At 68.0% G+C, this 22330-nt stretch carries 22 protein-coding genes and 1 tRNA gene; 9 read left to right on the top strand and 14 right to left on the bottom strand.

The window, feature by feature from the left end; all coding sequences use genetic code 11:
- Window positions 1-5: 5 nt before the first annotated feature.
- Both EB836_RS03045 and EB836_RS03040 read right to left on the bottom strand, forming a co-directional pair.
- Window positions 6-521, bottom strand: coding sequence for an FHA domain-containing protein (locus EB836_RS03045; RefSeq protein WP_135537647.1), 516 nt, complete (start codon window positions 519-521; stop codon window positions 6-8).
- Window positions 518-1384 carry a DUF3662 and FHA domain-containing protein gene (locus EB836_RS03040; RefSeq protein WP_135537646.1) on the bottom strand — a complete coding sequence of 289 codons (867 nt, stop codon included), beginning with the start codon at window positions 1382-1384 and terminating at the stop codon, window positions 518-520. The genes EB836_RS03045 and EB836_RS03040 overlap by 4 nt, the downstream gene beginning before the upstream one ends.
- Before the next feature lie 399 nt (window positions 1385-1783).
- Here EB836_RS03040 and EB836_RS03035 point away from each other — a divergent pair.
- Window positions 1784-1867, top strand: a tRNA-Leu gene (locus tag EB836_RS03035).
- A 158-nt stretch (window positions 1868-2025) separates the two neighbouring features.
- On the opposite strand, the gene EB836_RS03030 is transcribed toward EB836_RS03035, so the two are convergent.
- The 9 genes from EB836_RS03030 to EB836_RS02990 all read right to left on the bottom strand — a co-directional run bounded on the left by EB836_RS03030 (window position 2026) and on the right by EB836_RS02990 (window position 11944).
- On the bottom strand, window positions 2026-3225 hold the full coding sequence (locus EB836_RS03030; RefSeq protein WP_135537645.1) for a hydroxymethylglutaryl-CoA synthase: 1200 nt from the start codon (window positions 3223-3225) through the stop codon (window positions 2026-2028).
- A complete protein-coding gene (locus EB836_RS03025) occupies window positions 3222-4292 on the bottom strand; it encodes a hydroxymethylglutaryl-CoA reductase (RefSeq protein ID WP_240689559.1) in 1071 nt (356 codons plus the stop codon). The genes EB836_RS03030 and EB836_RS03025 overlap by 4 nt, the downstream gene beginning before the upstream one ends.
- Window positions 4289-5464: an alpha-hydroxy-acid oxidizing protein gene (locus tag EB836_RS03020; RefSeq protein ID WP_135537644.1), complete on the bottom strand. Its 1176-nt coding sequence runs from the start codon at window positions 5462-5464 to the stop codon at window positions 4289-4291. The genes EB836_RS03025 and EB836_RS03020 overlap by 4 nt, the downstream gene beginning before the upstream one ends.
- On the bottom strand, window positions 5454-6611 hold the full coding sequence (locus tag EB836_RS03015) for a phosphomevalonate kinase (RefSeq protein ID WP_135537643.1): 1158 nt from the start codon (window positions 6609-6611) through the stop codon (window positions 5454-5456). The genes EB836_RS03020 and EB836_RS03015 overlap by 11 nt, the downstream gene beginning before the upstream one ends.
- Window positions 6608-7618: a diphosphomevalonate decarboxylase gene (mvaD, locus tag EB836_RS03010; protein WP_135537642.1), complete on the bottom strand. Its 1011-nt coding sequence runs from the start codon at window positions 7616-7618 to the stop codon at window positions 6608-6610. Before mvaD ends, EB836_RS03015 begins: the two co-directional genes overlap by 4 nt.
- Window positions 7615-8586: a mevalonate kinase gene (gene mvk, locus EB836_RS03005; protein ID WP_167854332.1), complete on the bottom strand. Its 972-nt coding sequence runs from the start codon at window positions 8584-8586 to the stop codon at window positions 7615-7617. The genes mvaD and mvk overlap by 4 nt, the downstream gene beginning before the upstream one ends.
- 84 nt (window positions 8587-8670) lie before the next feature.
- Window positions 8671-9984: a DUF6596 domain-containing protein gene (locus EB836_RS03000; protein WP_205683285.1), complete on the bottom strand. Its 1314-nt coding sequence runs from the start codon at window positions 9982-9984 to the stop codon at window positions 8671-8673.
- Between the two features lie 13 nt (window positions 9985-9997).
- A complete protein-coding gene (locus EB836_RS02995) occupies window positions 9998-10432 on the bottom strand; it encodes a YciI family protein (protein WP_135537640.1) in 435 nt (144 codons plus the stop codon).
- Window positions 10433-10570: 138 nt separating this feature from the next.
- Window positions 10571-11944 (bottom strand): FAD-linked oxidase C-terminal domain-containing protein, encoded by a 1374-nt coding sequence (locus EB836_RS02990; RefSeq protein ID WP_135537639.1) that lies wholly within the window; start codon window positions 11942-11944, stop codon window positions 10571-10573.
- Window positions 11945-12117: 173 nt separating this feature from the next.
- Between EB836_RS02990 and EB836_RS02985 the strand changes: the two genes are divergently transcribed.
- The 4 genes from EB836_RS02985 to EB836_RS02970 all read left to right on the top strand — a co-directional run bounded on the left by EB836_RS02985 (window position 12118) and on the right by EB836_RS02970 (window position 16295).
- Window positions 12118-13992, top strand: a complete 1875-nt coding sequence (locus EB836_RS02985; protein WP_135537638.1) for a bifunctional 3'-5' exonuclease/DNA polymerase — start codon at window positions 12118-12120, stop codon at window positions 13990-13992.
- Between the two features lie 161 nt (window positions 13993-14153).
- Window positions 14154-15230 carry an NAD(P)-dependent alcohol dehydrogenase gene (locus EB836_RS02980; protein ID WP_135537637.1) on the top strand — a complete coding sequence of 359 codons (1077 nt, stop codon included), beginning with the start codon at window positions 14154-14156 and terminating at the stop codon, window positions 15228-15230.
- Between the two features lie 51 nt (window positions 15231-15281).
- Window positions 15282-15749: a VanZ family protein gene (locus tag EB836_RS02975; protein WP_240689558.1), complete on the top strand. Its 468-nt coding sequence runs from the start codon at window positions 15282-15284 to the stop codon at window positions 15747-15749.
- A 72-nt stretch (window positions 15750-15821) separates the two neighbouring features.
- Window positions 15822-16295, top strand: a complete 474-nt coding sequence (locus tag EB836_RS02970) for a VanZ family protein (protein ID WP_135537636.1) — start codon at window positions 15822-15824, stop codon at window positions 16293-16295.
- 45 nt (window positions 16296-16340) lie between these two features.
- Here the strand turns inward: EB836_RS02970 and EB836_RS02965 are convergent, their stop codons facing one another.
- Window positions 16341-16844, bottom strand: a complete 504-nt coding sequence (locus EB836_RS02965) for a MarR family transcriptional regulator (protein ID WP_135537635.1) — start codon at window positions 16842-16844, stop codon at window positions 16341-16343.
- A 101-nt stretch (window positions 16845-16945) separates the two neighbouring features.
- Between EB836_RS02965 and EB836_RS02960 the strand changes: the two genes are divergently transcribed.
- Window positions 16946-17389, top strand: coding sequence for a VOC family protein (locus tag EB836_RS02960; protein ID WP_135537634.1), 444 nt, complete (start codon window positions 16946-16948; stop codon window positions 17387-17389).
- Between the two features lie 32 nt (window positions 17390-17421).
- Here EB836_RS02960 and EB836_RS02955 read toward each other — a convergent pair whose 3' ends face one another.
- On the bottom strand, window positions 17422-18390 hold the full coding sequence (locus EB836_RS02955; RefSeq protein WP_135537633.1) for an isoprenylcysteine carboxylmethyltransferase family protein: 969 nt from the start codon (window positions 18388-18390) through the stop codon (window positions 17422-17424).
- Window positions 18387-19226 carry a PhzF family phenazine biosynthesis protein gene (locus tag EB836_RS02950; RefSeq protein ID WP_205683284.1) on the bottom strand — a complete coding sequence of 280 codons (840 nt, stop codon included), beginning with the start codon at window positions 19224-19226 and terminating at the stop codon, window positions 18387-18389. Before EB836_RS02950 ends, EB836_RS02955 begins: the two co-directional genes overlap by 4 nt.
- A gap of 241 nt (window positions 19227-19467) precedes the next feature.
- Here EB836_RS02950 and EB836_RS02945 point away from each other — a divergent pair, with 241 nt between their 5' ends.
- The 3 genes from EB836_RS02945 (at window position 19468) to EB836_RS02935 (ending at window position 22223) form a co-directional block, all read left to right on the top strand.
- On the top strand, window positions 19468-20568 hold the full coding sequence (locus tag EB836_RS02945; RefSeq protein ID WP_135537632.1) for a Gfo/Idh/MocA family oxidoreductase: 1101 nt from the start codon (window positions 19468-19470) through the stop codon (window positions 20566-20568).
- A 134-nt stretch (window positions 20569-20702) separates the two neighbouring features.
- Entirely contained in the window at window positions 20703-21452 is a 750-nt protein-coding gene (locus EB836_RS02940; protein WP_135537631.1) for a M50 family metallopeptidase, read from the top strand.
- Between the two features lie 93 nt (window positions 21453-21545).
- Window positions 21546-22223 carry an HAD family phosphatase gene (locus EB836_RS02935; RefSeq protein WP_135537630.1) on the top strand — a complete coding sequence of 226 codons (678 nt, stop codon included), beginning with the start codon at window positions 21546-21548 and terminating at the stop codon, window positions 22221-22223.
- Window positions 22224-22330: the final 107 nt, after the last annotated feature.

Genomic DNA, 22330 nt, shown 5'->3' with positions numbered 1-22330 from the left:
GGTCGTCACGATTGGGTCTCCAGGGTCGTATGTCCGATGGTGATCCGGGTGCCGATGCTCAGCCGCACAGGGCCGGTCATGCGTGATCCGTCGACGATGGTGCCGTTCGTCGAACCGAGGTCCTCGAGCAGCCAGGCGCCGTTCTTCGCGGAGATCCGGGCATGGTGGCTGGACGCGAAGTCATCGTTGATGACGATCGTGTTGTCCGGCGCACGGCCGAAGGTCACGGGAGCTCCGGAGAGCATGAGCGACTGACCGGCCAGAGGGCCGTCGGTGATGCGGATGGTGCCCGGATGGGCGTGGGCGACCGGTGCGGCCGCGGGGGCCTGCCGGGGTGCGGGTGCCGGACGGGCCGGTGGGGGCGCGGTGGCCTTGGAGCCGCCTCGGCGAGATTTCCGTCCGGCGCGGGAGCGGCGGGGACCGAAGATGTCCCGGCGCAGGACTCCGGCGACTCCGAGGACGAAGAGCCAGAGGATGACGAAGAAGGCCAGCCGGAAGACGGTGACGGTGAATTCGCTCACTGGGCGTCTCGCTCGCTGTAGTGGACTTCGGCCTCTCCGGCGAGGAGGATGTCGCCGTCGGAGAGGTTCGCCGAGGTGAGTTTGCGTCCGTGCAGCAGTGTGCCGTTCGTCGAACCGAGGTCGTTGGCCACCGCGTGGTCGCCTTCGACGATGATCTCGAAGTGGCGGCGGGAGACGCCCGGGTCGTCGATGACGAAGTCCGAACTCGACGAAGAGCGGCCGAAGGTGTTCGTGCCCTGGCGCAGCTGCTGGGTGCGACCGTCGATGGTCACGCTGGCCTCGATTGTGCGGCTGCGTGCGGGGGCAGGTGCGGAGGCCGGTCGGGGGGCCGGATTGGTGCGCGGGGCGGGTGTCGCCCGCGCCGGTTCCGGGGTGCGGCGCGGGGTCACGGGCCGGGAGCCGGAGTTCGGTGACTCGCCGACGACCGGGTTGGCCCGGGAGACCGGGTCGTAGCCGCCGCGATTGGCCGGCTGCGCGGCCGGGGAGCCGTCGGGGCGCTGAGTCGAGGACACGACCCGGTACATGCCCGTGTCGAGGTCATCGGCCAAGGAGAATTCGACGGATACGGGGCCGACGAAGCTGTAGGCCTGCTCGACGGCGTGATCGCCGATGACTTGGCGCAGATCGGAGCGCAGTTCGGATTCGAGACCGGAGAGTCGGTCGTGATCCGTCGGTGAGAGCTCGATGATGTAGTGATTGGCTGTCAGTGTGCGGCCGCGGGAGACCACGGCGGCCTTGTTGTCGGCCTCACGGCGCAGAGCGCCGGCGAGTTCGACGGGTTCGACCTGTGATCGGAAGGCCTTGGCAAAGGCGCCGTTGACGACGCTCTCCAGCCCCTTCTCGAAGCGATCGAGTATCCCCATGGCACCTCCTCATCAGGTGTTGCCGGTCGCAGACGAACTCTTCGCCACGCGTCTGTGTGGGCCCTGACCAGGTGGTCCCGGGTGGGCACAGTCTGAGCACATCAACACCCAATCCTAACGCGGTGAGGCTCTCAACTCACGTCGCGCGTGTTCTCGGGGCGAAGCTGTGCCGGGATTCTCGGCCCGCGTCCAGTGAAGTCGCGGGGATGGTGAGAGGTGGTGTGCGGGCTGCGCGTGGCGCGGTGCAGGCGCCAGGACGGCGGCACCGTGGGGGACAGGGGAGGGTCGTCGGACACTTGTGATCAAGGACGGGAAATGTGAACGTGGACACGTTTGTGCGCTTTCGCTCCATCCGGTTTTATGTTTCGCCGTCAGCGATGCTAGAGTTTTCTCTTGTTCGCGCGAGTGGCGGAATTGGTAGACGCGCTGGCTTCAGGTGCCAGTGGCCGCAAGGTCGTGGGGGTTCAAGTCCCCCCTCGCGCACAGCGAACATGAAGCCCCTCACCGGGACCTCGAGAAGGTCGGGTGAGGGGCTTCGTCGTGTCTGCAGAAGAGCCCCGCGGCGCAAGCCCGCAGCACCGGGCCGGGAGACCGCGGCGCGAGGCTGCGCCGCGGGGCCCGCCGGGGTGGGAGGTCGCGGCTCAGCTGCGTTCGTAGACGCGGGCGCGGCCCGTGACCCCGGCGAAGCGGAACGGTCCCGCGGTCACCTTCGGGGTCGAGACGTCCTCGGCGCTCGGCAGCTCGGTCGCGTGCAGGGCGCGGTACTCGTCGATGGACAGCGGCACGCGGGCATCGAGTGCCGCGGTCACGGTCTCGCGATGCGAATGCTGCTCATAGCCGGGCACGACGCGGGCGGTGAAGAACTCTCCGACGCTTCCCGAGCCGTAGCTGAAGAGTCCGATGCGCCTGCCCGCGAGATCCGAATCGTGGTCGAGCAGCGAACACAGACCCGCATACAGCGAAGCGGTGTACGAGTTGCCGAGACGGCGGTTGTACAGGGTGCTCGCCGCCAGTCCCGTATCGCGCGGGTCGGAGGCAGAAGCGGTCTGAGCACCCGCGACGATCTCGGTGTCGAGCACCGCTCCGGTCAGACCGGCGAGGTGGACCTGCGCCTTCTTCGCCATCTTCGTGAACGGCTGGTGGTAGAGGATGCGGTCGATCTCGTCGATTCCCGGTCCGTCCTGCGTCTGCAGATCGTTCCAGGCGCCGGTGAGGGAGTCGAGGTATGCGGTGACGGACAGAGCACCGTCGACGATCGCGGTCGTCGAATCGTTCGGCCGCCAGAAGTCATCGACATCGGCGGAGTTCAGGCCCGAGACCGGTTCGATCTCGAGCAGCCTCGGGTTCGCGGAGACGAGCATCGCCACGGCTCCGGCACCCTGAGTGGGCTCGCCGGCGGTGTCGAGTTCGTAGCGGGCGACGTCCGAAGCGATGACGAGGACGCGTTGGCCGGGTGAACGCGTGACGATGCCGACGGCGGCCTGCAGCGCCGCAGTCGCCGAATAACAGGCCTCTTTGACCTCGATGATGCGCATCTGCGAGGGCAGCTCGAGCAGCGAATGCACCGCCATGCCCGCGGCCTTGGACTGGTCGGTGCCGGACTCCGTGGCGAACAGCATCGTCCTGATGCCCTCGGTGCCGCTGCGTTCGATGATGGGTGCTGCGGCCGCGGCGGCCATGGTGACGATGTCCTCATCGGGCGCCGGGAAGCTGAACTCGTCCTGCCCGAGACCGAGACGGAACTTGTTCGGATCGGTGCCGTTCACCTCGGCGAAGTCGTCGAGTCGGACGACATGATGGGTCGTGGCCAGCTCGATGTCGTCGATGCCGATCGGTGTCATGCGGCCTCGCCGTCCTCTCTGCGTTCCATCTCAAGATGTGTGGACATGAGCTCACCCGGGTTCGTCTGCGCGGCGAGCAGCGAGAGCTCACCGCAGAGCACGGTGGCGGCCATGAGCGCGGCCAGACGGCGCGAGTTCGCGCCGGGCTCGCGGTCCTCGCGGCAGCCGAGTCGCTCCAGCGCCTCGTCGACATGCGGCAGATCCTTGCCGTTGCCGACGGTGCCGACGATGAGATGCGGCAGGGTGGTCGAGAAGTACAGGCCCTCGGGTCGGTTCTCCGCATAGGTGATCCCCTGCGAGCCCTCGACGATGTTCGCCGCATCCTGACCCGTGGCCAGGTAGAAGGCGAGCAGCATGTTCGCATAGTGGGCGTTCGCCGATCGCAGCGCCCCGGCGATCGTCGACCCGACGAGGTTCTTGCGGATGACGATCTCGGTCATCTTCTCCGCGGTCGAGCGCAGGCGGCGTTCGACGACCTCGTGGGGCAGGAGGATCTCGGCGACGACATTGCGGCCGCGCCCGAGGATCCCGTTGACCGCGGTCGCCTTCTTGTCCGAGCAGTAGTTGCCCGACACCGAACCGTAGTCGAGGCCCAGCTGCCAGGACAGTATGCGCTCCATGAGCGTGTCCGAGGCCTGGGTGACCATGTTGTGGCCCGAAGCGTCGTTGGTCCGGAAGGCGAAGCGGACGAAGAGCAGATTGCCGACGATCTCCGGGTGGACCTCGATGAGCCGGGCATGGTTGCTGCCGGCCGAGACGACGTCCTCGAGTTCGGGCATGCGGTGTCGGATGGCCTGCGCGGCCGCCTCGGCGCCGATCGCGGATTCGGCGACGAAGAGCACCGACCGGGTCATGCGCTCATCGACGATGACGGTGCGGATGCCGCCGTCGATCTCACGCGAGATCGACGCGCCGCGACCGACGGAGGGCCACAGCGGGGTTTCGTACGTTGCCAGGGGCACGGCCACCTCGGTGTGGGTGCCCGTCGGAGCCAGCGCTTCGCCGCTGACCCGCAGGGGACCGACCCAGGTGGTCGGGATCCCGGTCATCGTGGTCTGCTGTTTCACAGCTGATTCCTCCTCGAAAGAACGTCAGTTCGGTGCGAGAGCGCGGTGACGTCGATTCCGCGCAGCCGGGCGAACTCGCCGAGGCGGCCTCGTGTGAGCAGGTCCGTGCCCGTGAGATCCGTGGACCGTTCGGCACCGAGCAGAGCGAACAGAGCCGAGGTCTGAGTCTGCCAGGTGCGCACGAGTTCGACGAGTCCGTCCGGACCGTGATCGAGCACGGTCTGCAGGAAGGTGCCGGCGACACCGACGGCACGAGCCCCGCAGGCCAGCGCTTTGACGACATCATAGGGGTTGCGGACTCCGCCGGAGGCCAGCAGCACACGTGACGAGACGCCGTCGGCATTCGCGTTGCCGGTGGTCGTCGACGCGTCGCCGGTGTCAGCGGCAGTGGTCCATTCCGGTGGGGCGTCGAGCAGGCAGGCCAGGGCGGACTGGCCGAAGCCGGTGAGCATGGAGAAGTCGCTGGCCCCGGCGCGGTCGTTCTCGATGCGCAGGAAGTCCGTGCCGCCGGCACCGGAGACATCGGCGAAGCGGACCCCGATGCCGGCGAGCAGCGACAGGGTGCGGCGGCTGAGTCCGAAGCCGACCTCTTTGACGACGACGGGCACGGGGCAGGCGGCGACGATGTCCTCGAGCCCTGACAGCCAGGTGGAGAAGTCGCGGGTGCCTTCGGGCATCGCGGTCTCCTGGACGGGGTTGATGTGCAGCTGCAGGGCGTCGGCATCGAGCAGTTCGACGGCCCGGCGGGCATCGTCGGCGCTGCGACCGGCACCGAGGTTGCCCATGACGAAGCCATGCGGGTTCTCCTCCCGGATGACGGTGAAGCCCTTCGCGGCCTCCGCATCGTCAAGGGCCACGCTCATCGACCCGCAGGCCATGGGCAGCCCGGTCTCGGCTGCGGCGATCGCGAGGTCCCGGTTGATCTTCGCCGTGGTCTCGGTGCCGCCGGTCATGCCGTTGACATAGAAGGGGGTCGGCCAGGTCCAGTCGCCGAGGTCGACGGAGAGGTCGACGCGCTCGGGACTGGTGCCCGACAGCGCATGGTGGACGAACTCGAGGTCGTCGAAGTCGCTGCGGCGGGGCCCTTCGGTCTGCTGCGCCGAAGCGAGGCGGACGTGGTCGTCCTTGCGGGAGGCGCGGGAGGCTTTGGCCTCGGGGGTCTCAGAACTCATCGATCTCGCCTTCCTCTCGGTGGGTGCCGAGGTCCAATGGTCGGATGCCTGCGGCTTCCCAGCCGGTCAGGATGGTCTGCGCATCGGTGTGGGAATGGGCCATTGCGATCCCGCAGTCGCCGCCGCCGGCGCCCGAGGGCTTCGCGGCGGCACCGTGTGCTTCGGCGATCTCGCACAGTTGGTGCAGGGTGGCGGTCTCGATGAGGCTGCCCGAGGTCTCGCCGAGGCGCTGGAGCAGGGCGCGAGCGGCGCGGATGGTCTTCAGCGCCGCTTGGGCATCATCGTCATCGAAGGCGGACACGAGATCGTCGACGAGAGTATGGGAATCGGCGGCGAAGGAGGAGAAGGGACGCGGCTCGGCGGCTACGGGCGCGGGGCCGGCCTCAGGTGCCGGGCCAGCCTCAGGTGCGGGCGCAGCATCGTGTGCGGCGCCGGGGGAGTGGACGCGTTTGACGAGGTGCTCGGTCGAGGCCGGTGAACCCGTCCATCCCACGAGGAGATCGAGAGAGGCGGGAGGAGTGATCCGCCGCGCAGAAGAGCCCGCCCATTGCGAGCAGTTCAGTGCCGAGACGACGCCATGGGCCTCACGGTGGGCGCGCAGGGCGGCACGGTCGGGCGAAGAGTAGCGGATCCACCCGCCGAAGGTGCTGGCGGCCAGATCTCCGCCCGAAGCGTTCGGCGAGATCGCGATCGTTGCCAGCAGCGCGAGTTTGAAGCGTTCGGCGGGGCTGAGGCGAAGCTCGTAGAACTCGGCGAGGGCCGCGACCGTCGCCACGGTCACCGCGGCCGAGGAGCCGAGCCCGAACTTCCGGCCGTCGGTGTCATCGAGTTCGCTGGAGATCTCAAGATCGAAATAGCGAGGGTCCGCACCTCGGGCGGCCCGCAGCTCCTCGACGGTCGAGATCGCCGAGAGCACATAGTCGGCAGGACGATGCTCGAGGACGATGGCCTCGCCGTTCTCCTCCCGGTGCCACACCAGCGGTGCCTGACCGTATTCGGAGGAGTGGATGCGGCCGGAGTCCTCACTCTCGGTCAGCCGCACCGTGATGCAGCGATCGACGGCGACGAGCACCGCCGGCTGCCCGGGGGAGACGACGGCGTATTCTCCGGCGATGAAGAGCTTTCCGGGCGCCCGGGTCTCGATCATGCGTGGCTGCCTTCACCCGCAGACGTGCCCGCAGCGGGCGGGACTTCGTCAGCGGCGGTGAGCAGGTGGGCGCCGGGGCCGGGGCCGACGACGCGGACATCGCCGAATCCGGAGAGCCTCTCCGCCAGCGCCTCGGCGTCGGAGGGGCGGACGATGACGGCGACGTTCGGACCGGCATCGGCGGTCGAATAGGCTTTGATCCCGTGCTCGCGGGCTTCGGCCACGGCGTCGAAGATCGCATGGCTGGTCGGGTTGAGGAAGCGGATCGGGGGCACAGTGGACTGGATGAGTCCGTGCATGCGCAGGGCATGGGATTCGGTGATCTCGCCGATGCGGGTGAAGTCCTCGGCGGAGCAGGCCGCGACCATCTGCTCGAGGTAGTCCTCGGTCGAGGACACCCAACCGGAGTAGAACGGGGAGGTCTCCGCCGTCAGACGCATCGCCTCGCGGGAGGACACGGCCTTCCTGGCGCGGTTGACGGTGACGATGATCATGCGCATGTCCGGGGCGTCGACGGATTCGGCGAACGAGGACTCGTCGTCACCGGCATGCCACACGGCCATCCCTGCGGCGATGGACCGGCAGGCCGATCCCGAACCGCGGCGGGCCAGACGGCTGAGCTCGCGGGCATCGAGGTCGAGGTCGAAGGCTGCGGCGGCCGCGGTCGCCAGGGCGGCGAAGCCCGACGCCGAGGAGGCCAGTCCGGCACCCGTGGGCACGGAGTTGCGGGAGCGGACAAGGACCCGGTCCTCGCGTCCGGCGAGTTCGCGGACATGGTCGAGGAAGACGGAGATGCGGTTCGTCTGCCCGGGATCGGCGAGGCTGCCGTCGAGTTCGAGGACATCGGTGGCCGCCTCCGGGGCGGGAACCACCGTGGTCGTGGTCTCGAAGTGGTCCAGGGTCAGCGAGAGGCTGCCCGCGGCGGGCAGGATGAGCTCCTCATCGGCTTTGCCCCAGTATTTGACCAGGGCGATGTTCGGGTAGGCCCGCGCCGTCGTCGTTCTCATGTCGGTCTGACCTCCGTCGTCCAGGTGCGGGGAGCTCCCGCGGCGCGCAGCGCATCCGCCAGTTCCTCGGCGGCGTCGTCTCCATCGGCCAGGGCCAGCACGCAGCCGCCGAGACCTCCGCCGGTGAGCTTGGCCCCGCGGGCTCCGGCCGCGGTGGCCGCAGCGACGAGGGAGTCCAGGCTCGGGGTGGAGACGCCGAGGCCGCTGAGCAGCTCATGGGCCTCGAGCATGCGGTGGCCGATCGTCACCTGGTCACCGGAGCGGATATCGTCCACGGCGGCATCGGTGAGCTCGGCCAAGCGGTCGATCATCGCGCCGATGCGCGTCGGATCCGCGTCACGGCGGGCACGCACTCCGCCGACCGCCTCGGCGGTGGACCCGTGGTGACCGGAATCGGCGAGGACGAAGACGAGGCGCTGACCGACATCGATCGTCTCCGCGCACCCGGTCTGGAAGCGGATCGGGGCGGGTTTGGCCACTGCCCAGGCATCGATGCCGCTGGGGCGGCCGTGGGCGACGGTCTCGGCGGCCTGCACGATCTCGTGGAGGGCCTCCTCGTCGAAGACGGTGGCATGGAGATTCGCCACGGCCCGGGCGACGGATGTGGCCACGGCGGCACTCGATCCCAAGCCCCGGCTGTGGGGGATCGCCGAACGGATGAGCAGCTCCACCTCGGCGTCGGGATCGCCCACGCCCTCAAGGGCGGCGGTCAGCCCGGCGACGACGGGACCCATCGGCTCCGGGGCGGTCTGCGCGTTCCCGGAGAACAGCTGGCTCTCGATCCGGGTCTCCTGCTCCGGTGACCGGCGGATATCGGTCTGGACTCCGAGGCCGTGCAACGGCACGGCGACGGCGGGAGAGCCGTAGACGACCGCGTGTTCGCCGAACAGGATGGCCTTGGCATGGGCGAAGCCCTGAGCTGTGCCTGCGGCGGCCGGAGGCGGTTCGGTCTGAGAGGAATTGTGCATGCAGGAGGATTTCGGAGTCTGTGGATTGATTCCACCATCATATGCCGTACCCCGGCCCATCCCGAAGACGAGGTGACCTCGGTCTCAGGTGAGCCCTACCGAGAGGTAGGCGCGTTCGGCAGGGTCGGTGGTCAGGTCGAGGGCGCGCCGACGCGCCGTGGCCGCCTCGTCAGTGCGGCCGAGGCGGGTCAGCAGATGAGCCCGCAGCACCCAGGCCGGTTGGAAAGCCGAAAGGCGTGGTGAGTCGGCATCGAGTGCGTCGAGCGCCATCAGTCCCGTCTCGGGGCCGTCGACCTCCGCGAGGACGGCCGCCCGGGAGACCGAGCCGCCGAGGCTCGGCGCGACCTGCGCGAGGTCGTCGTGGAGGCGCAGCAGCATCGGCCAATCCGTGGACCCGGTGCGGATTCCTGCCATATGGAGGAGTTGGATGGCCGCCTCGAGTCCGAATCGGCCGATGTGTCCGCAGCGGTGGACCTCGACGAGGTGGCGCTCGCCGGCCTCGGTGAGTGTTTGGTCCCAGAAGTTGGGGTCCTGACAGGAGAGGGGAACGAATCGCCCGTCACCGCTGCGTCGGGCGGGGAAGCGAGCGGCAGAGAGGTGGATGAGGGCGGCCAGTCCGTGGGATTCGCCGTCGCCAGGGCACAGCTGCGCCACGAGACGGGATAGGTACAGGGCCTCGCCGATCATGCCGTCTCGCGGCTGGGCCGCCGCATGAGTCCATTCGATGGCGAAGGCTCCGTAGATCGTCTCGTGCACATCGGGCAGACGGGACTCGAGGTCGAGGCGGTCGGGACTGCCGAAGGCGACGCCGAGACCGGCAACCCGCTTCTTCGCCCTGGTCAGACGGGCAGAGACGGTGGCGGCCGGCAGGGCCATGGCCGCGGCGATCTGCTTCGCCGTCATTCCCATCACCGCCGAGAGCATGAGCAGCGGCCTGGCGGCCGCGTCGATGTCCGGATGCGCGCAGGCGGCGAGGAGTTCGAGGCGCTGATCGGGCAGAGCGTAGGGGGCAAGATCGGCGGAATCGGCGCTCGCAGAATCAATGCTCGAAGGATAGGAACCGAGGCGGCCCGTCGCCCGGTCGATATGCGCACCACCCTGGTCGATCCGGTCGATCGTCTCCTCGTCGAGGGCGGTCGCGGTCCGGGCGGCCGCAGACTTCCATACGTCCCGGCGAGCATTGAGCGCCACCCGGTAGAGCCACCCTTCGGGATTGTCGGGCGGCCCCTGGGCCCGCCACGCGGTGACGGCACGTTCGAGCGCGGTGGCCAGTGCATCCTCGGCGCCGGCGATGTCTCCGTCGGCGGCCGCGATGAGCGCGATGATCCTGCCCCAGCCGTCCTGGGACAGGTTCATCGCCCACTCGGCAGGATCGGTGATCTCTGCGGGCTCGGTCATCGCGGCGAGGAGTTCAGGACGACTGGTCCGGTCGGGACGGGCAGTCGCCCGATCGGGCCGGCCCGTCACCCGGTCGGGTCCAGGTGCCGTCGACGAACGAAGTCGCCGCGGGTCGGATCTCGATCGTGCCGTAGCTCGTGCCGGGGAATTTCTCGGCCCAAGTCAGGGCCGCCTCGATGTCGGGAACGTCGATGACGACGACCCCGGCCAGAGCCTCTTTCGCCGCGGCGAAGGGCCCATCCTCGATGACGACCTCTCCGGTCCTCCGGGTCACGGTCTTCGTCTCGGAGTGGGGTGCGAGCATCTCCCAGGCGACGAATACTCCGGCCGAGGTCAGGGCCTGGCCGAAGTCGTCCATGAGGCGCATCATCTCCTGGAAGTCCTCTTCGGTGGGGGCGGGGCCGTCGACTCCGGGCTCGGGGGCGTGGAAGATCAGTGAGTAGCGCATGGTTCGCTCCGTTCTGTGTGCGGCGACCGGATTTCGGTCGCTCACAGAGAAGACGATCGAATCGACGTCGATTCAACACCGTGCTCAGAATTCTTCCACGAATTCCTTCCGCCGAGGCGGTTCGGCCCGGCCGGGTGCTCAGACCAGCCCGGTGTAGACCGATCCGGGGTTGAAGATGTTGTCAGGATCGAGGGCCTGTTTGATCCGGTGGTTGAGCTCCATGACGTCCTCGCCGAGGTAGGGCGCGAGCCATGGGGCTTTGAGCCGGCCGACGCCGTGCTCACCGGTGATGGTGCCGCCGAGGCCGGTCGCCAGGTCCATGACTTCGCCGTAGGCGATGCGCGCGCGCTCCTGCTGCGCCTCATCCTTCGGGTCGAGCACGAGCAGGGGGTGCGTGTTGCCGTCGCCGGCGTGGGCGATGACGGCGATCGTGACCTCACGCCCGGCCGAGATCTTCTCGATGCCGAGGACCAGGTCGCCGAGCTTCGGCAGCGGGACTCCGACGTCCTCGAGCAGCAGAGCGCCCTTCTTCTCCACGGCCGGAATCGCGATGCGGCGGGCCGTGACGAAGGCTTCGCCCTCATCGGGGTCGGCGGTGAGGTAGCACTCGGAGGCGGCGTTGGAGTTGCAGATCTCTTCGATGAGCGCCGCCTGCACGCTCGAATGCTCTCCGGGTTCGTCGGATTGGATGACGAGCATGCCCTCGGCCTCCCGGTCGAGACCCATCTTCAGTTCGTCCTCGACGGCGTTGATCGACGGCTTGTCCATGAACTCGAGCATCGACGGCCGCATGGCCTTCGCGATGTCGAGCACGGCCTGCGTGGCATCGGCGAGCTTGCCGAACATCGCGACGACGGTCGTCGGGGGCAGCTGGGCGGGAATGAGTCGCAGGGTCACCTCGGTGATGATGCCCAGGGTTCCTTCGGAGCCGACGAAGAGCTTCGTCAGCGGCAGACCCGCGACGTCCTTGAGCCTGGGTCCACCGAGATTTACGGCCCGCCCATCGGCGAGCACCACCGTCATGCCCAGCACATAGTCCGTGGTCACGCCGTATTTCACGCAGCACAGACCGCCGGCGTTCGTGGCGATGTTGCCGCCGATCGAGCAGAACTCGAAGGACGAGGGATCCGGCGGGTACCACAGGCCGTGTTCGGCGGCGGCGGCCTTCACCTCGGCGTTGAAGGCACCCGGCTGGACGACGGCCATGCGCGTGATCGGATCGATGCTGATCTCGCGCATCTGATCCAGTGAGAGGACGATTCCGCCGGCGATCGCGGAGCTGCCTCCGGACAGTCCGGAACCGGCGCCGCGCGGCACGATCGGCACCTTCGCTTCGGCGGCGATGCGCACGACCTGCTGGACCTCCTCGGTGGAGGTCACTCGGACGACGGCCAGCGGTACGCCGGCGTCCGGGTCGTTCGCTCGATCCCAGCGATAGGCGTCCATCGAGTCGGGATCGGTGATGACGGCCGAGGCCGGCAGGGCTGAGGTGAGGGAGGAGACAACGTCCATGTTGTGATCGAGCCTTTCGAGCGGAGTTCGGCACCCGGAATTCGCTTCCGACGTTACCAGGATCACTGTCGTTCTCGGCGCGGAGGTCAGGGTGCGGACCGGGCGGGTCCGCATCGTGCCGAGAGTGCTCGTGAAGGGCCCTCCCGCAGCCCGTCGCGGCGTAGGCTGAACCCATGACCGTCGCCCCCGATCAGCTGCCCGCCGCCTGCGTGCTCGGGACCGTGCCCGGCACCGGGCTCGAGGGGGCGCGGATCGGCATCGTCGATCTCGATGCGACAGGTGCACAGATCGGTCGGATCGAACTCGCCGAGGCGGCCCTGCCCGAGTTCGTCCGTGACCGTGAGAACCCGGCCGGGAACGCCGCTGCCGGCCCCGACGGGTCCGACCCCGACGGGGCGGATCAGCGCACACCCCCGCCGAGGTGGGTCTTCAGCGACACCCCGAAGTGGTACCCGCCGCTGCTGGCGGCCGGGGTGAGCATCGAACGCTGCCACGATCTGCGACTGGCTCATGCGATCCTCGCCCGCTCCGAACTCGTCACCGCCGCCGAGCCGCTCCGTGCCGCCGAGGACTGGGACGCCGCGCCCACCGGCGCCGAGGACGGTGAGGAGGCCGCCGCGCTCTTCGAGGTCGACGCCGGCCGCGGCCGTGTCCCGCAGGTGCCGCACGACCTCGAGGCGGCCCTGGCCGAATTCGCCCGCCAGACCGCCGCCGTCGACAGCGCAGGCGATCCGGGTCGGCTGCGTCTGCTGCTGGCCGCGGAATCGGCCGGAGGACTCGTCGCCGCGGAGATGCGAGCGGCCGGGGTGCCCTGGGACGAGGCCGAGCACGACCGGATCCTCACTGAGCTCCTCGGGCCCCGGCCGATCCGTGATGGGAAACCCGCGAAGATGCTGGCGAAGGCCGATCAGGTCCGTGCCGCGCTCGAGGACCCGCGGGTCAACCTCGACTCCCCGAACCGGCTGCTGTCCTCCCTGCACAATGCCGGCATCAACGTCGCCTCGACTTCGAAATGGGAGCTGAGCGGCAGCGAGCATCCGGCGATCGCACCTCTGCTCGAATACAAGAAGATGGCGCGGCTGCTGAGCGCCAACGGCTGGCATTGGCTCGATGAGTGGGTGGATGAGGGTCGCTATCGGCCGGTCTATGTGCCCGGCGGCGTCGTCACCGGTCGTTGGGCGGCCAGTGGGGGAGGGGCTCTGCAGATTCCGCGGCAGCTGCGCCCGGCCCTGCGCGCCGACCACGGATGGCGTCTCGTCTCCGCCGACGTCGCTCAGCTCGAACCCCGTGCGCTCGCCGCCATGTCCGGGGACCGGGCGATGGCCGCGGCCGGGTTCGGCAAAGACCTGTACTCCGGGCTCGTCGATGCCGGAGTCGTGGCCACGCGGCAGGAGGCGAAGATCGCGGTGCTCGGTGCCATGTACGGTTCGACGACCGGTGAGGCGGGTGCCTTGGTGCCCCGCCTGCGTGCGAATTTCCCCGCCGCGATGCATCTCGTCGATTCCGCCGCCGAGGTGGGAGTGCGTGGGGGAGTCGTGTCCACCTGGCTGGGGCGGACCTCCCCGCCGCCGAGCGAGGGCTGGCAGCGCCTGCAGAAGGCCGCGAACCGCTTCGACGCCACCGGCGTCGATGAGCAGCGGGCCCGTCGGGCCGCCGGTGACCAGGGACGGTTCACCCGCAACTTCGTCGTCCAGGGCACCGCCGCCGAATGGGCGCTGGCCTGGCTCGCCGATCTGCGGCTGCGTTTGGCCCGGCTGCCCGCAATCGACGGAGGCAGCGACGGAGGGTCGGGATCGATAGGTCGGTCGGCTGTCGAACCGGCGGCTGCGGAACCGGCGGCCGCCTCGGGACCGGTGTTCTCACGTCGCGCCCACCTTGTCTTCTTCCTCCACGATGAGGTCATCGTCCACGCCCCGGCCGAGCAGGCCGAACGGGCGGCGGAGGAGATCAGGGCGGCGGCCGCCTCGGCGGGCCGTCTGCTCTTCGGTGATGCCCCCGTCGATTTCCCTCTCGAGCTGAACATCGGGCAGCGCGCGACCAAGGACTGAGTCGGTTCGAAGACCGCCCTGGGGCGAGGACTGAGCCGGTGGGAGCCCGATTCGAGCACTGAGTGCGAACTGAAAGATCAGTGCCGATGCATGGAATAGACTGCGGGCGTCAGGCGCTGGACGATGGGGCCCAGTTTCGCATATCCGAACAAGGAGAGCACATGAGCATCAGCGTCAAGGCACTGCAGAAGACCGGGCCGGACCAGCCGTTTTCCGTCACGACCATCCAGCGGCGCGACCCGCGTCCCGACGACGTCGTCATCGACATCAGGGCCGCGGGCATCTGCCACAGCGACATCCACACCATCCGCAACGAATGGGGTGAGGCGAACTTCCCGCTGACCGTCGGCCATGAGATCGCCGGCGTCGTCGAAGCCGTCGGGTCCGAGGTCACAGGGTGGAAGGTCGGCGACCGTGTGGGAGTCGGCTGCATGGTCGACTCCTGCGGCGAATGCGAGGAGTGCCGGGCCGGCCAGGAGCAGAACTGCTTCACGGGCAGTGTCGGCACCTACAACGTCGAAGACGTCGACGGCACGATCACGCAGGGCGGTTACGCTCAGAAGGTCGTCGTCAACGAACGCTTCGTGTGCCGCATTCCCGATTCCCTCGACTTCGACGTCGCCGCCCCGCTGCTGTGCGCGGGCATCACCACCTACCAGCCGCTGGCCCGGTGGGGCGCCGGTGAGAAGAAGAACGGCGCACCCAAGCAGGTCGCTGTCGTCGGGCTCGGCGGGCTCGGCCACATGGGTGTGCAGATCGCCGCGGCCATGGGCGCCGAGGTGACCGTTCTCTCACGCACGCTCAACAAGGAAGCCGATGCGCTCGCCCTCGGTGCGAAGCGGATGCTCGCCACCACCGAGGACGGCTTCTTCCGCCGGCACAACGGCGAATTCGACCTCATCCTCAACACGATCAGCGCCGACATCCCCGTCGACCGCTACCTCCACCTGCTGGGGCCGCGTGGAGTCATGGCCGTCGTCGGACTGCCGCCGGAGAAGCAGAAGCTGTCCTTCGGTTCGATCATCGGCGGGGCCAAGGTGCTCGCCGGATCGAACATCGGCGGCATCGCCGAGACCCAGGAGATGCTCGACTTCTGCGCCGAGCACGGCATCGCCGCGAAGATCGAGACGATCCCCGTCACCGAGGCAGACGCCGCTTACGACAGGGTCGTGGCCGGAGATGTGCGCTTCCGCGTCGTCATCGACACCGCGAGCTTCGACGATGTCGAAGCAGTCTGAGCGAAGTCATCTGAGTCGAGGTCGCTGAACAGTGGTGAGGGGGCGGGTGCGATGACAGGGTCGAAGAGGCGAGTGCGGAGCGTGCCCTTGGCGCTGCTCATCCTCTACACGATCTTCATCGGCCTCGTCACGCTCACCCCGAACCAGCTCGACACGGGTTCCGGTTCGTTCATCGCGCGACTGCTCGAGTTCCTCGCCTCTCACCCGGTGACGGCGTGGATCGACTACGACATCCTCGAGAAGCTCGCGAACGTCGGCATGTTCGTTCCCTTCGGTCTGCTCGTCGCGCTCCAGTGCGGACGCAGCCGCTGGTGGGTCGGCTGGGTCACGGGGATCGCCTTCACCTGCCTCATCGAAGGCACGCAGGCGACCCTGCTCTCACCCACCCGCTTCGCCACGATCAGCGACCTCGTGACGAACAGCCTCGGTGCCGGGATCGGCGCGCTGCTCGGGCTCATCGTCATGACCATCTGGCCGCCGAGGTGGGACGACGAACCCATCGATCACGAAGTCCGTTGACGACGTTCCAACCCCATCGTTCACGAGATCCGTTGACCGCTCTCCAAGGATTCGGCCGTATGTTGGACGGTGATGACAGATCGTGATCAGCGCACCGTCGGTGCGCCGCTGGCCCTTCTCGTTCTCTATACCCTCTTCATCGCCGCCATCACGCTGACCCCGCAGCAGATGGGCACCGGCCCGGACACCCTCATCGGGTACGCACTCGACCTCTTCGCCGCTCACCGGGAGACGGCCTGGCTGACCTACGAACGGGTCGAGAAGCTCGGCAATGTGGCGATGTTCATTCCCTTCGGCTTCCTTGCCGCCCTGCATTTCGGGCGCAGCCGCTGGTGGTTCGGGTTCCTCTTCGGTGCGGGCTTCAGCGCCGCCATCGAGATCTTCCAGGGCACCGTGCTCACGCAGACCCGGTTCGCCACGCTCAGCGACCTCGTCACGAACACGATCGGCGCGGGCATCGGCGCGCTCCTCGGCCTGTGCTGCATGGCCGTATGGCCGAAGCGGAGGGCGCGAAGTGATTCAGGCCGGGAGCTCGCGGCCGTCTAGGGAGTATGCCGGATATCGGATCTCCCCCAGTCGTTCTCCGGATTCTCAGCCGTTCTCCGGAGCCTCGAGGGCCGCGATGCACAGACCGAGCGCCTCGGTGACCATCGTCCGAGTCTCTTCGTCGAGCGGCGAGACCATCCGGTCCGAGATCGCCTCGACTCGCGACGCCGCCCGGTCGAGCAGCCTTTCGCCCGCCGGGGTGAGACGCGTGGGCAGGACACGACCGGAGTCGGCCTTCACCGGGCGGGTGACGAGTTCGCGGTCCTGCATTCCGCGCAGAAGAGTGTTCATCGTCTGCCGGGTGACGAAGGCGCCGCGGGCAAGCTCGGAATTCGACGCTCCCGGCCGCCTGCGCAGCTGCTCGAGGCAGTTGTACTGCGGCGTGGTCAGCCCCAGCGGTCGCAGCGTCTCGTCCATCCGAGACCGCAGCGCCGTCTGCAGGTGCTTGAGCTGATAGCCGAGGTGGGATTCGAGCGCCACCGGTGCCGCATCGTTCGTCCGCCCATCAGTGTCCGTCTCCACATCGTGACTCTCTGAACCTTGACCCATGTAAGTATTCTGACATACATTTGCTGATGTCAGGATGCTGACATTTAACGAATAAAGAGTTCCGTCAAGCGGCGGGGTGCCGAAAGAGCAGGGAGAACGTCATGAATGCGTCAGCCAGCACTGAGTCAGCCAATGCGGAGTCAGTCAGAGCAGGGTCGGCCGGCACGGGGTCGGTCGGCACAGTGAGCGGTCCGGACTTCATCGCCGTGCAGGTGCGCGATGTCGAAGCGGCCGCCGGGTTCTACGAATCGAAGCTCGGACTCACTCGCGCCCCATCCGCACCTCCCGGAGCGGTCGTGTTCACCACCTCGCCGATTCCCTTCGCGGTGCGCGAACCGCTGCCCGGCGTCGATCTCGATTCCGGGGATCGTCCGGGGAACGGGGTGGCGTTGTGGCTGAGATGTGAAGATGCGCGCGCTCTCCATGAATTCCTCGCCGAGGCGGGGGTCGAGATCCTCCGCGCACCGGCACCCAGCCCTTTCGGTCTCACCTTCACGATCGCCGACCTCGACGGCTACGCGGTGACGTTCCACGACGCAGGGTGAGGGCAGCTCGCCCGTGTGAGGCGAGAGTCCGATCAGGCCTCGTCGGCAAGGTCCGCCGACGAGGTCTGTGAGTATCGCGGCCACCAGCAGTACACCCGGTCGGCGTATTCGCGGTATTCGTCGCCGAAGCGCTCATACAGGTCGGCCTCCTCGTGGGGGCGGATGAGCCAGTTCCACAGCAGCGAGCCGACGAGTGCGTAGACGACGACGAGCCATGAGCCGATGAGCACACCCATCGACACGCCTTGGACGATGCCCGCGATGGCCATCGGGTTGCGGACGAAGGAGTAGGGTCCGCGGGTGACCAGGTGGTTGGCCATCTGTCCGGGCAATGGGGTTCCGGAGCCGAAGTTCGCGATCGCGCGGGCCGACCACACTCCGATGACGCTGGAGAACGCGAGCAGAGCGAAGCCGAGGACGGCCACCAGGATCGGGAACTTGTAGGCGAGGCCCCAGCGATCCTCAAAGCTGTTGATGATCAGGGGGATGATGACGAGGAAGACGCCCCAGAAGATGACGACCTGGATCGTGGTGCGCACGAGCAGGTGGGAGCGCACGCGGGTGTGCGAACTGTGGAAGGCGAAGGGGCCGATGAGGAGCTTCTCGGACGGGATGCGGCCGTAGAGCATGAGGGCGCCGGCGAGCACGCTGCCGAGCGCGGCGAGGATCATGAGTACGGCACCGAGTCCCGCCTCGGTGGTGGCGGTCGCGTAGATGATCATGCCGAGGGCGACGAGCACACTCCAGCCCGTGGCGATCCACACGGCCCAGCGGAAGTTGAGCGCGGCCAGGGCCGAGCCGATGACGAAGAGCGGGATGTCGACGATCGCGATGATCAGCGGGTCGATTCCGCCCAGCGTCGCCGTCTGCACACCGGGGATCGTCGCGGTGCCCAGCCACCACGCGGCCCCCGCGAGGGCCTGGAGCGCGAAGTACATGCGACCGTGGAAGATGCGCAGCCGCTTCTTCGGTTTGTTCACCTCGGTGACATGGCGGTTCATGCGATCACCGTCCCGCGGAAGCACACGGTCGTGGCGCCGCCGACCCAGATCTCATCGTCGTCTCGGGTGATCGAGATGACCCCGGCGCGGCCGAGCGCGGTGCCCTGAGTGGCCGTATAGGAGTCCGGGGCGAGGCCGGCACCGATGAGCCACTGGGCGACGGAAGCATTGAGGCTGCCGGTGACGGGGTCTTCGGCGACGCCGACGCCGGGGACGAAGGCGCGGATCTCATATTCGTGCGCCGAGGCGGCCGGATGGGAGCCGAGGACACCGAGCTTGGCATCGGGGATCGCCGAGAAGTCGGGGGTCAGAGCGAGCACCTGTTCGGCGCTGCGCAGCCGCACGGCCGCCCAGCCGGGGCCGTTGTCGACCCACTGATGATCGAGGATGTCGCCGCGATCGACGCCGAGGGCCGCTGCGATCTGCGCCACGTACGTTTCGTCGAGCTCACCGGTGCGCAGGCGTTCGGGAGCGGCGAAGGCGAGGGTGGGGCCGCCTCGGCGAATGTCGACGAGTCCGGCACCGCATTCCTGGACGATTCGGCCCTCCTGCTTGGGTGTGCCTCCGGCGTCGAGCCAGGCCGCGGCCGAACCGAGGGTGGGGTGGCCGGCGAAGGGCAGTTCCCGGTGCGGAGTGAAGATCCGCAGGCGGTAGTCGGCGGCGGGGTCCGTGGGGGAGAGGACGAAAGTGGTCTCGGACAGGTTCGTCCAATTGGCGATCCGCGCCATCTGCTCGTCATCGAGGTCATCGGAATCGAGGATGACGGCAACGGGATTGCCGCGGTAGGCAACTGCGGAGAAGACGTCGACCTGGGCGAATGGGCGGTTCTGGGACAATGACACTCCTTCGGAGACGTGGCGCACGCAGCGAACGGGGGATCGTGCGGCCACTTCTCTCAGTGTAGAGGCCCGGGGCGAGTCCACGGACCGCCGCACCCTGGCACGGGCGCGTCGGTTCCACTATGTGGCGCCCGTCGGTCCGCAGGTCGCCACCTCGGTGCCGGTCCGCCGGTCGCCACCTCGGTGTCGGTGCCGGTGCGCGGTCGACGGGACTGGGCGCGCGATTGCATAATGAGGCATGGTCAAAGGTGCTTCAGCAGGGGGCCGACCGCCCCACATCGGTGTGATCGGCGGCGGGTTCATGGGGCGCGTCCACAGTCGGGCAGCGCGTGCGGCCGGGGCCGTGCTCGACACCGTCGCCACGTCCGGGCCCACCGGCAGCGCCCGGGCGGCTGCCGAACTCGGGTTCGCGGATTCCGCATCTGTCGACGAACTCATCGACCGGTCTCTCGACATCGTCCACGTGTGCACTCCCAACGATGTCCACGCCGAACAGTCGCTGCGGGCGCTCGATGCCGGTTCCGCGATCATCTGCGAGAAGCCGTTGGCGACCGATTCGCCATCTGCCCGGGCCGTGCTCGCTCGCGCCGAGGAGCAGGGACTGGCCGGGACCGTCCCCTTCGTCTACCGCTTCCATCCGATGGTCCGCGAGGCTCGTGCCCGCTTTCGCGCCGGTGGAGCCGGCCGGCTGCTCACCGTCGACGCCGGGTATCTGCAGGACTGGCTGCTCGGCGCCGACGATGAGAACTGGCGCGTCGAATCGGCCCGCGGCGGACCCTCACGTGCGTTCGCGGACATCGGCTCCCACCTCGTCGACCTCATCGAGTTCATCGTCGACGACCGCATCTCGTCCCTGGTGGCGACGACACGGACCGTCCACCCTCGCCGAGGCGGGGCCTCCGTGGCGACGGAAGACACCGTGGCCGTCACCGCCGAATTCGCTGGTGGAGCCATCGGCACGCTGCTCGTGTCCCAGTTGGCACCGGGACGGAAGAATTCGCTCACCGTCGAGATCGCCGGCACCGAGGCGAGCCTCCGGTTCGACCAGGAGCAGCCGGAACGTCTGTGGTGGGGACGCCGAGACGAGAGTCGCCTCCTTGTCCGTGATCCCGAAACGATGCACGCCGATGCCGCGAGACTGTGTGCGGTCCCGGCCGGCCACGCGCAGGGATATCAGGACGCCTTCAACTCCTTCGTCGCCGACTCCTACTCGTACTTCGCCGGCGGTGATCCGGAGGGACTGCCCACACTCCGCGACGGAGTCCGCGCGGTGCTCGTGACAGAAGCGGTCCTGAAATCGGTGTCGACCCGAGCCTGGGTCGACGTCGAAGCGGTGTGAGGGTCGTTCGTTCCCGGGCCGCCACTGCGGTTGAACCCGGGCCATCACTGCGGTTGAGTGAGACCTGAGGACGTCACCGCGGTTGAGTGAGACCTGAGGACGTCGCACAGGCTCGATTCGTAGACTGAGCCGCTATGGACTTCAAGCAGGCAACGGCGACGTGGTGGGACGCGATCACCTCGGGATTCGGGCGCCAGGACGGACTCGAGCTCGACGTGGTCGGGCTCGTCCTCGTCATCGGACTGCCCCTCCTCGTGACGCTGACCCCGGGCATCTGGCGCTTCTTCGGTCTTTTCGTCACCTTCGTCCACGAACTCGGCCACGCATTTGCCGCCCTCACCACCGGACGCGTGGTGAAGGGGATCTCGCTGAATTTCGATCATTCGGGGCAGATGAACTCCTTCGGCCGAGTCGGCTTCTCAGCCACCTGGGCGGGGTTCTGGGGATATCCGGCACCGGGCGTTCTCGGTCTCGTCCTCATCACCTCGGCGGTCTTCGGGTGGGCCCCGCTGGCGCTGTCGGTGGGGGCGTTGATTCTGCTCGTGGCGCTCCTCTTCATCCGGAACTTCGCGGGTGCGATCATCGCCGTGATCACCGCGATCGCGGCCCAGCTCGTCGTCGTAGTCCTGCCGCTCGAATGGATCGCTGTCTTCGTCGCCGCGCTCGGCACCGCGCTGACGGTCGGTTCGCTCAGGGACCTCGTCAAGATCATCCGCGTCCATACCCGCCGCCGACGCGTGCAGCAGTCCGATGCCTATATCCTCGCCCAGGATTCGCGACTGCCGGCCGGTGCCTGGCTGACTCTGTTCGCGCTGGTCATCATCGTGTGCGCGCTCGCCTCCGCGCGCATTCTGTACACGGCGGTATCGATCGGGTCGCTGTGACCTGACGGACCGGTCGCTCGGGTCGCTGCGGTTGACCATGTGCGCGGCATGGGGCCGTGTTCTCATGTCCGTGGCGGATGGCAGAATCGAACCATGGCAGCTCACCCGAAATTCTCCGCCGTTCTCTTCGACTGCGATGGGGTCCTCGTCGACTCCGAAAGCATCACCAACGGTGTTCTGCATGCCATGCTCGTCGAACTCGGCTGGCAGCTGACCGCCGAGGAGTGCATCGCCCGGTTCGTCGGGAAGATGCTCCGCGACGAGGCCGACATCATCGAGGAACACACCGGATTCCGGATCGACGATGAGTGGATGACTGAATTCCGTCGGCGCCGCAACGCGGGGCTCGAGGCCTCACTCCAAGCGATCCCGGGAGTCGTGGAAACGGTGCACCGCCTCGCTGAGTCCTATCCGAACAGGATCGCGTGCGCATCGGGCGCAGACCGTCCGAAGATCGAACTTCAGCTGCGGAAGGTCGGACTCTTCGATGCGTTCGGCGGCCGGATCTTCTCCGGCATGGAGCAGCCGAACTCGAAGCCGTCCCCCGACGTCTACCTCGCGGCTGCCGAATCCTTGGGCATCGACCCCGCCGAGGCTGCCGTGATCGAAGATTCGCCCACCGGAGTGATGGCCGGTGTTGCGGCAGGATCCCGTGTGCTCGGGTTCTGCCCGGATTCGCCGGTCCATCACAGCGTCGATACGCTGCTGGCCGTCGGAGCGGCCGAGACGTTCGCAACGATGGGCGATCTGCCGGGCCTGCTCCTGGAGTAGCCGCGAGGACGCCGCAGGAGCATGACCCAACGGCTGAAGGGGCAAGGGCTGAGCCTCGTGTCCGCTTTCGAGAAGTGTCGGGTTCAGCGCCGTTTGTCTTCGAACAA

Origin of the sequence: Brevibacterium sp. S111 (assembly GCF_004745075.1) — a bacterium.
Lineage (GTDB): Bacteria > Actinomycetota > Actinomycetes > Actinomycetales > Brevibacteriaceae > Brevibacterium.
This window is presented reverse-complemented; position numbering and strand designations above follow the sequence as displayed.

What these genes read in the sequence shown, in the direction of transcription:
- EB836_RS03040 (WP_135537646.1), bottom strand. Translation starts at nt 1,384, where the DNA reads ATGGGGATACTCGATCGCTTCGAGAAGGGGCTGGAGAGCGTCGTCAAC.
- EB836_RS03030 (WP_135537645.1), bottom strand. Translation starts at nt 3,225, where the DNA reads ATGACACCGATCGGCATCGACGACATCGAGCTGGCCACGACCCATCAT.
- EB836_RS03020 (WP_135537644.1), bottom strand. Translation starts at nt 5,464, where the DNA reads ATGAGTTCTGAGACCCCCGAGGCCAAAGCCTCCCGCGCCTCCCGCAAG.
- EB836_RS03015 (WP_135537643.1), bottom strand. Translation starts at nt 6,611, where the DNA reads ATGATCGAGACCCGGGCGCCCGGAAAGCTCTTCATCGCCGGAGAATAC.
- mvaD (WP_135537642.1), bottom strand. Translation starts at nt 7,618, where the DNA reads ATGAGAACGACGACGGCGCGGGCCTACCCGAACATCGCCCTGGTCAAA.
- mvk (WP_167854332.1), bottom strand. Translation starts at nt 8,586, where the DNA reads ATGCACAATTCCTCTCAGACCGAACCGCCTCCGGCCGCCGCAGGCACA.
- EB836_RS03000 (WP_205683285.1), bottom strand. Translation starts at nt 9,984, where the DNA reads ATGACCGAGCCCGCAGAGATCACCGATCCTGCCGAGTGGGCGATGAAC.
- EB836_RS02995 (WP_135537640.1), bottom strand. Translation starts at nt 10,432, where the DNA reads ATGCGCTACTCACTGATCTTCCACGCCCCCGAGCCCGGAGTCGACGGC.
- EB836_RS02990 (WP_135537639.1), bottom strand. Translation starts at nt 11,944, where the DNA reads ATGGACGTTGTCTCCTCCCTCACCTCAGCCCTGCCGGCCTCGGCCGTC.
- EB836_RS02985 (WP_135537638.1), top strand. Translation starts at nt 12,118, where the DNA reads ATGACCGTCGCCCCCGATCAGCTGCCCGCCGCCTGCGTGCTCGGGACC.
- EB836_RS02980 (WP_135537637.1), top strand. Translation starts at nt 14,154, where the DNA reads ATGAGCATCAGCGTCAAGGCACTGCAGAAGACCGGGCCGGACCAGCCG.
- EB836_RS02975 (WP_240689558.1), top strand. Translation starts at nt 15,282, where the DNA reads ATGACAGGGTCGAAGAGGCGAGTGCGGAGCGTGCCCTTGGCGCTGCTC.
- EB836_RS02970 (WP_135537636.1), top strand. Translation starts at nt 15,822, where the DNA reads ATGACAGATCGTGATCAGCGCACCGTCGGTGCGCCGCTGGCCCTTCTC.
- EB836_RS02965 (WP_135537635.1), bottom strand. Translation starts at nt 16,844, where the DNA reads ATGGGTCAAGGTTCAGAGAGTCACGATGTGGAGACGGACACTGATGGG.
- EB836_RS02960 (WP_135537634.1), top strand. Translation starts at nt 16,946, where the DNA reads ATGAATGCGTCAGCCAGCACTGAGTCAGCCAATGCGGAGTCAGTCAGA.
- EB836_RS02955 (WP_135537633.1), bottom strand. Translation starts at nt 18,390, where the DNA reads ATGAACCGCCATGTCACCGAGGTGAACAAACCGAAGAAGCGGCTGCGC.
- EB836_RS02945 (WP_135537632.1), top strand. Translation starts at nt 19,468, where the DNA reads ATGGTCAAAGGTGCTTCAGCAGGGGGCCGACCGCCCCACATCGGTGTG.
- EB836_RS02940 (WP_135537631.1), top strand. Translation starts at nt 20,703, where the DNA reads ATGGACTTCAAGCAGGCAACGGCGACGTGGTGGGACGCGATCACCTCG.
- EB836_RS02935 (WP_135537630.1), top strand. Translation starts at nt 21,546, where the DNA reads ATGGCAGCTCACCCGAAATTCTCCGCCGTTCTCTTCGACTGCGATGGG.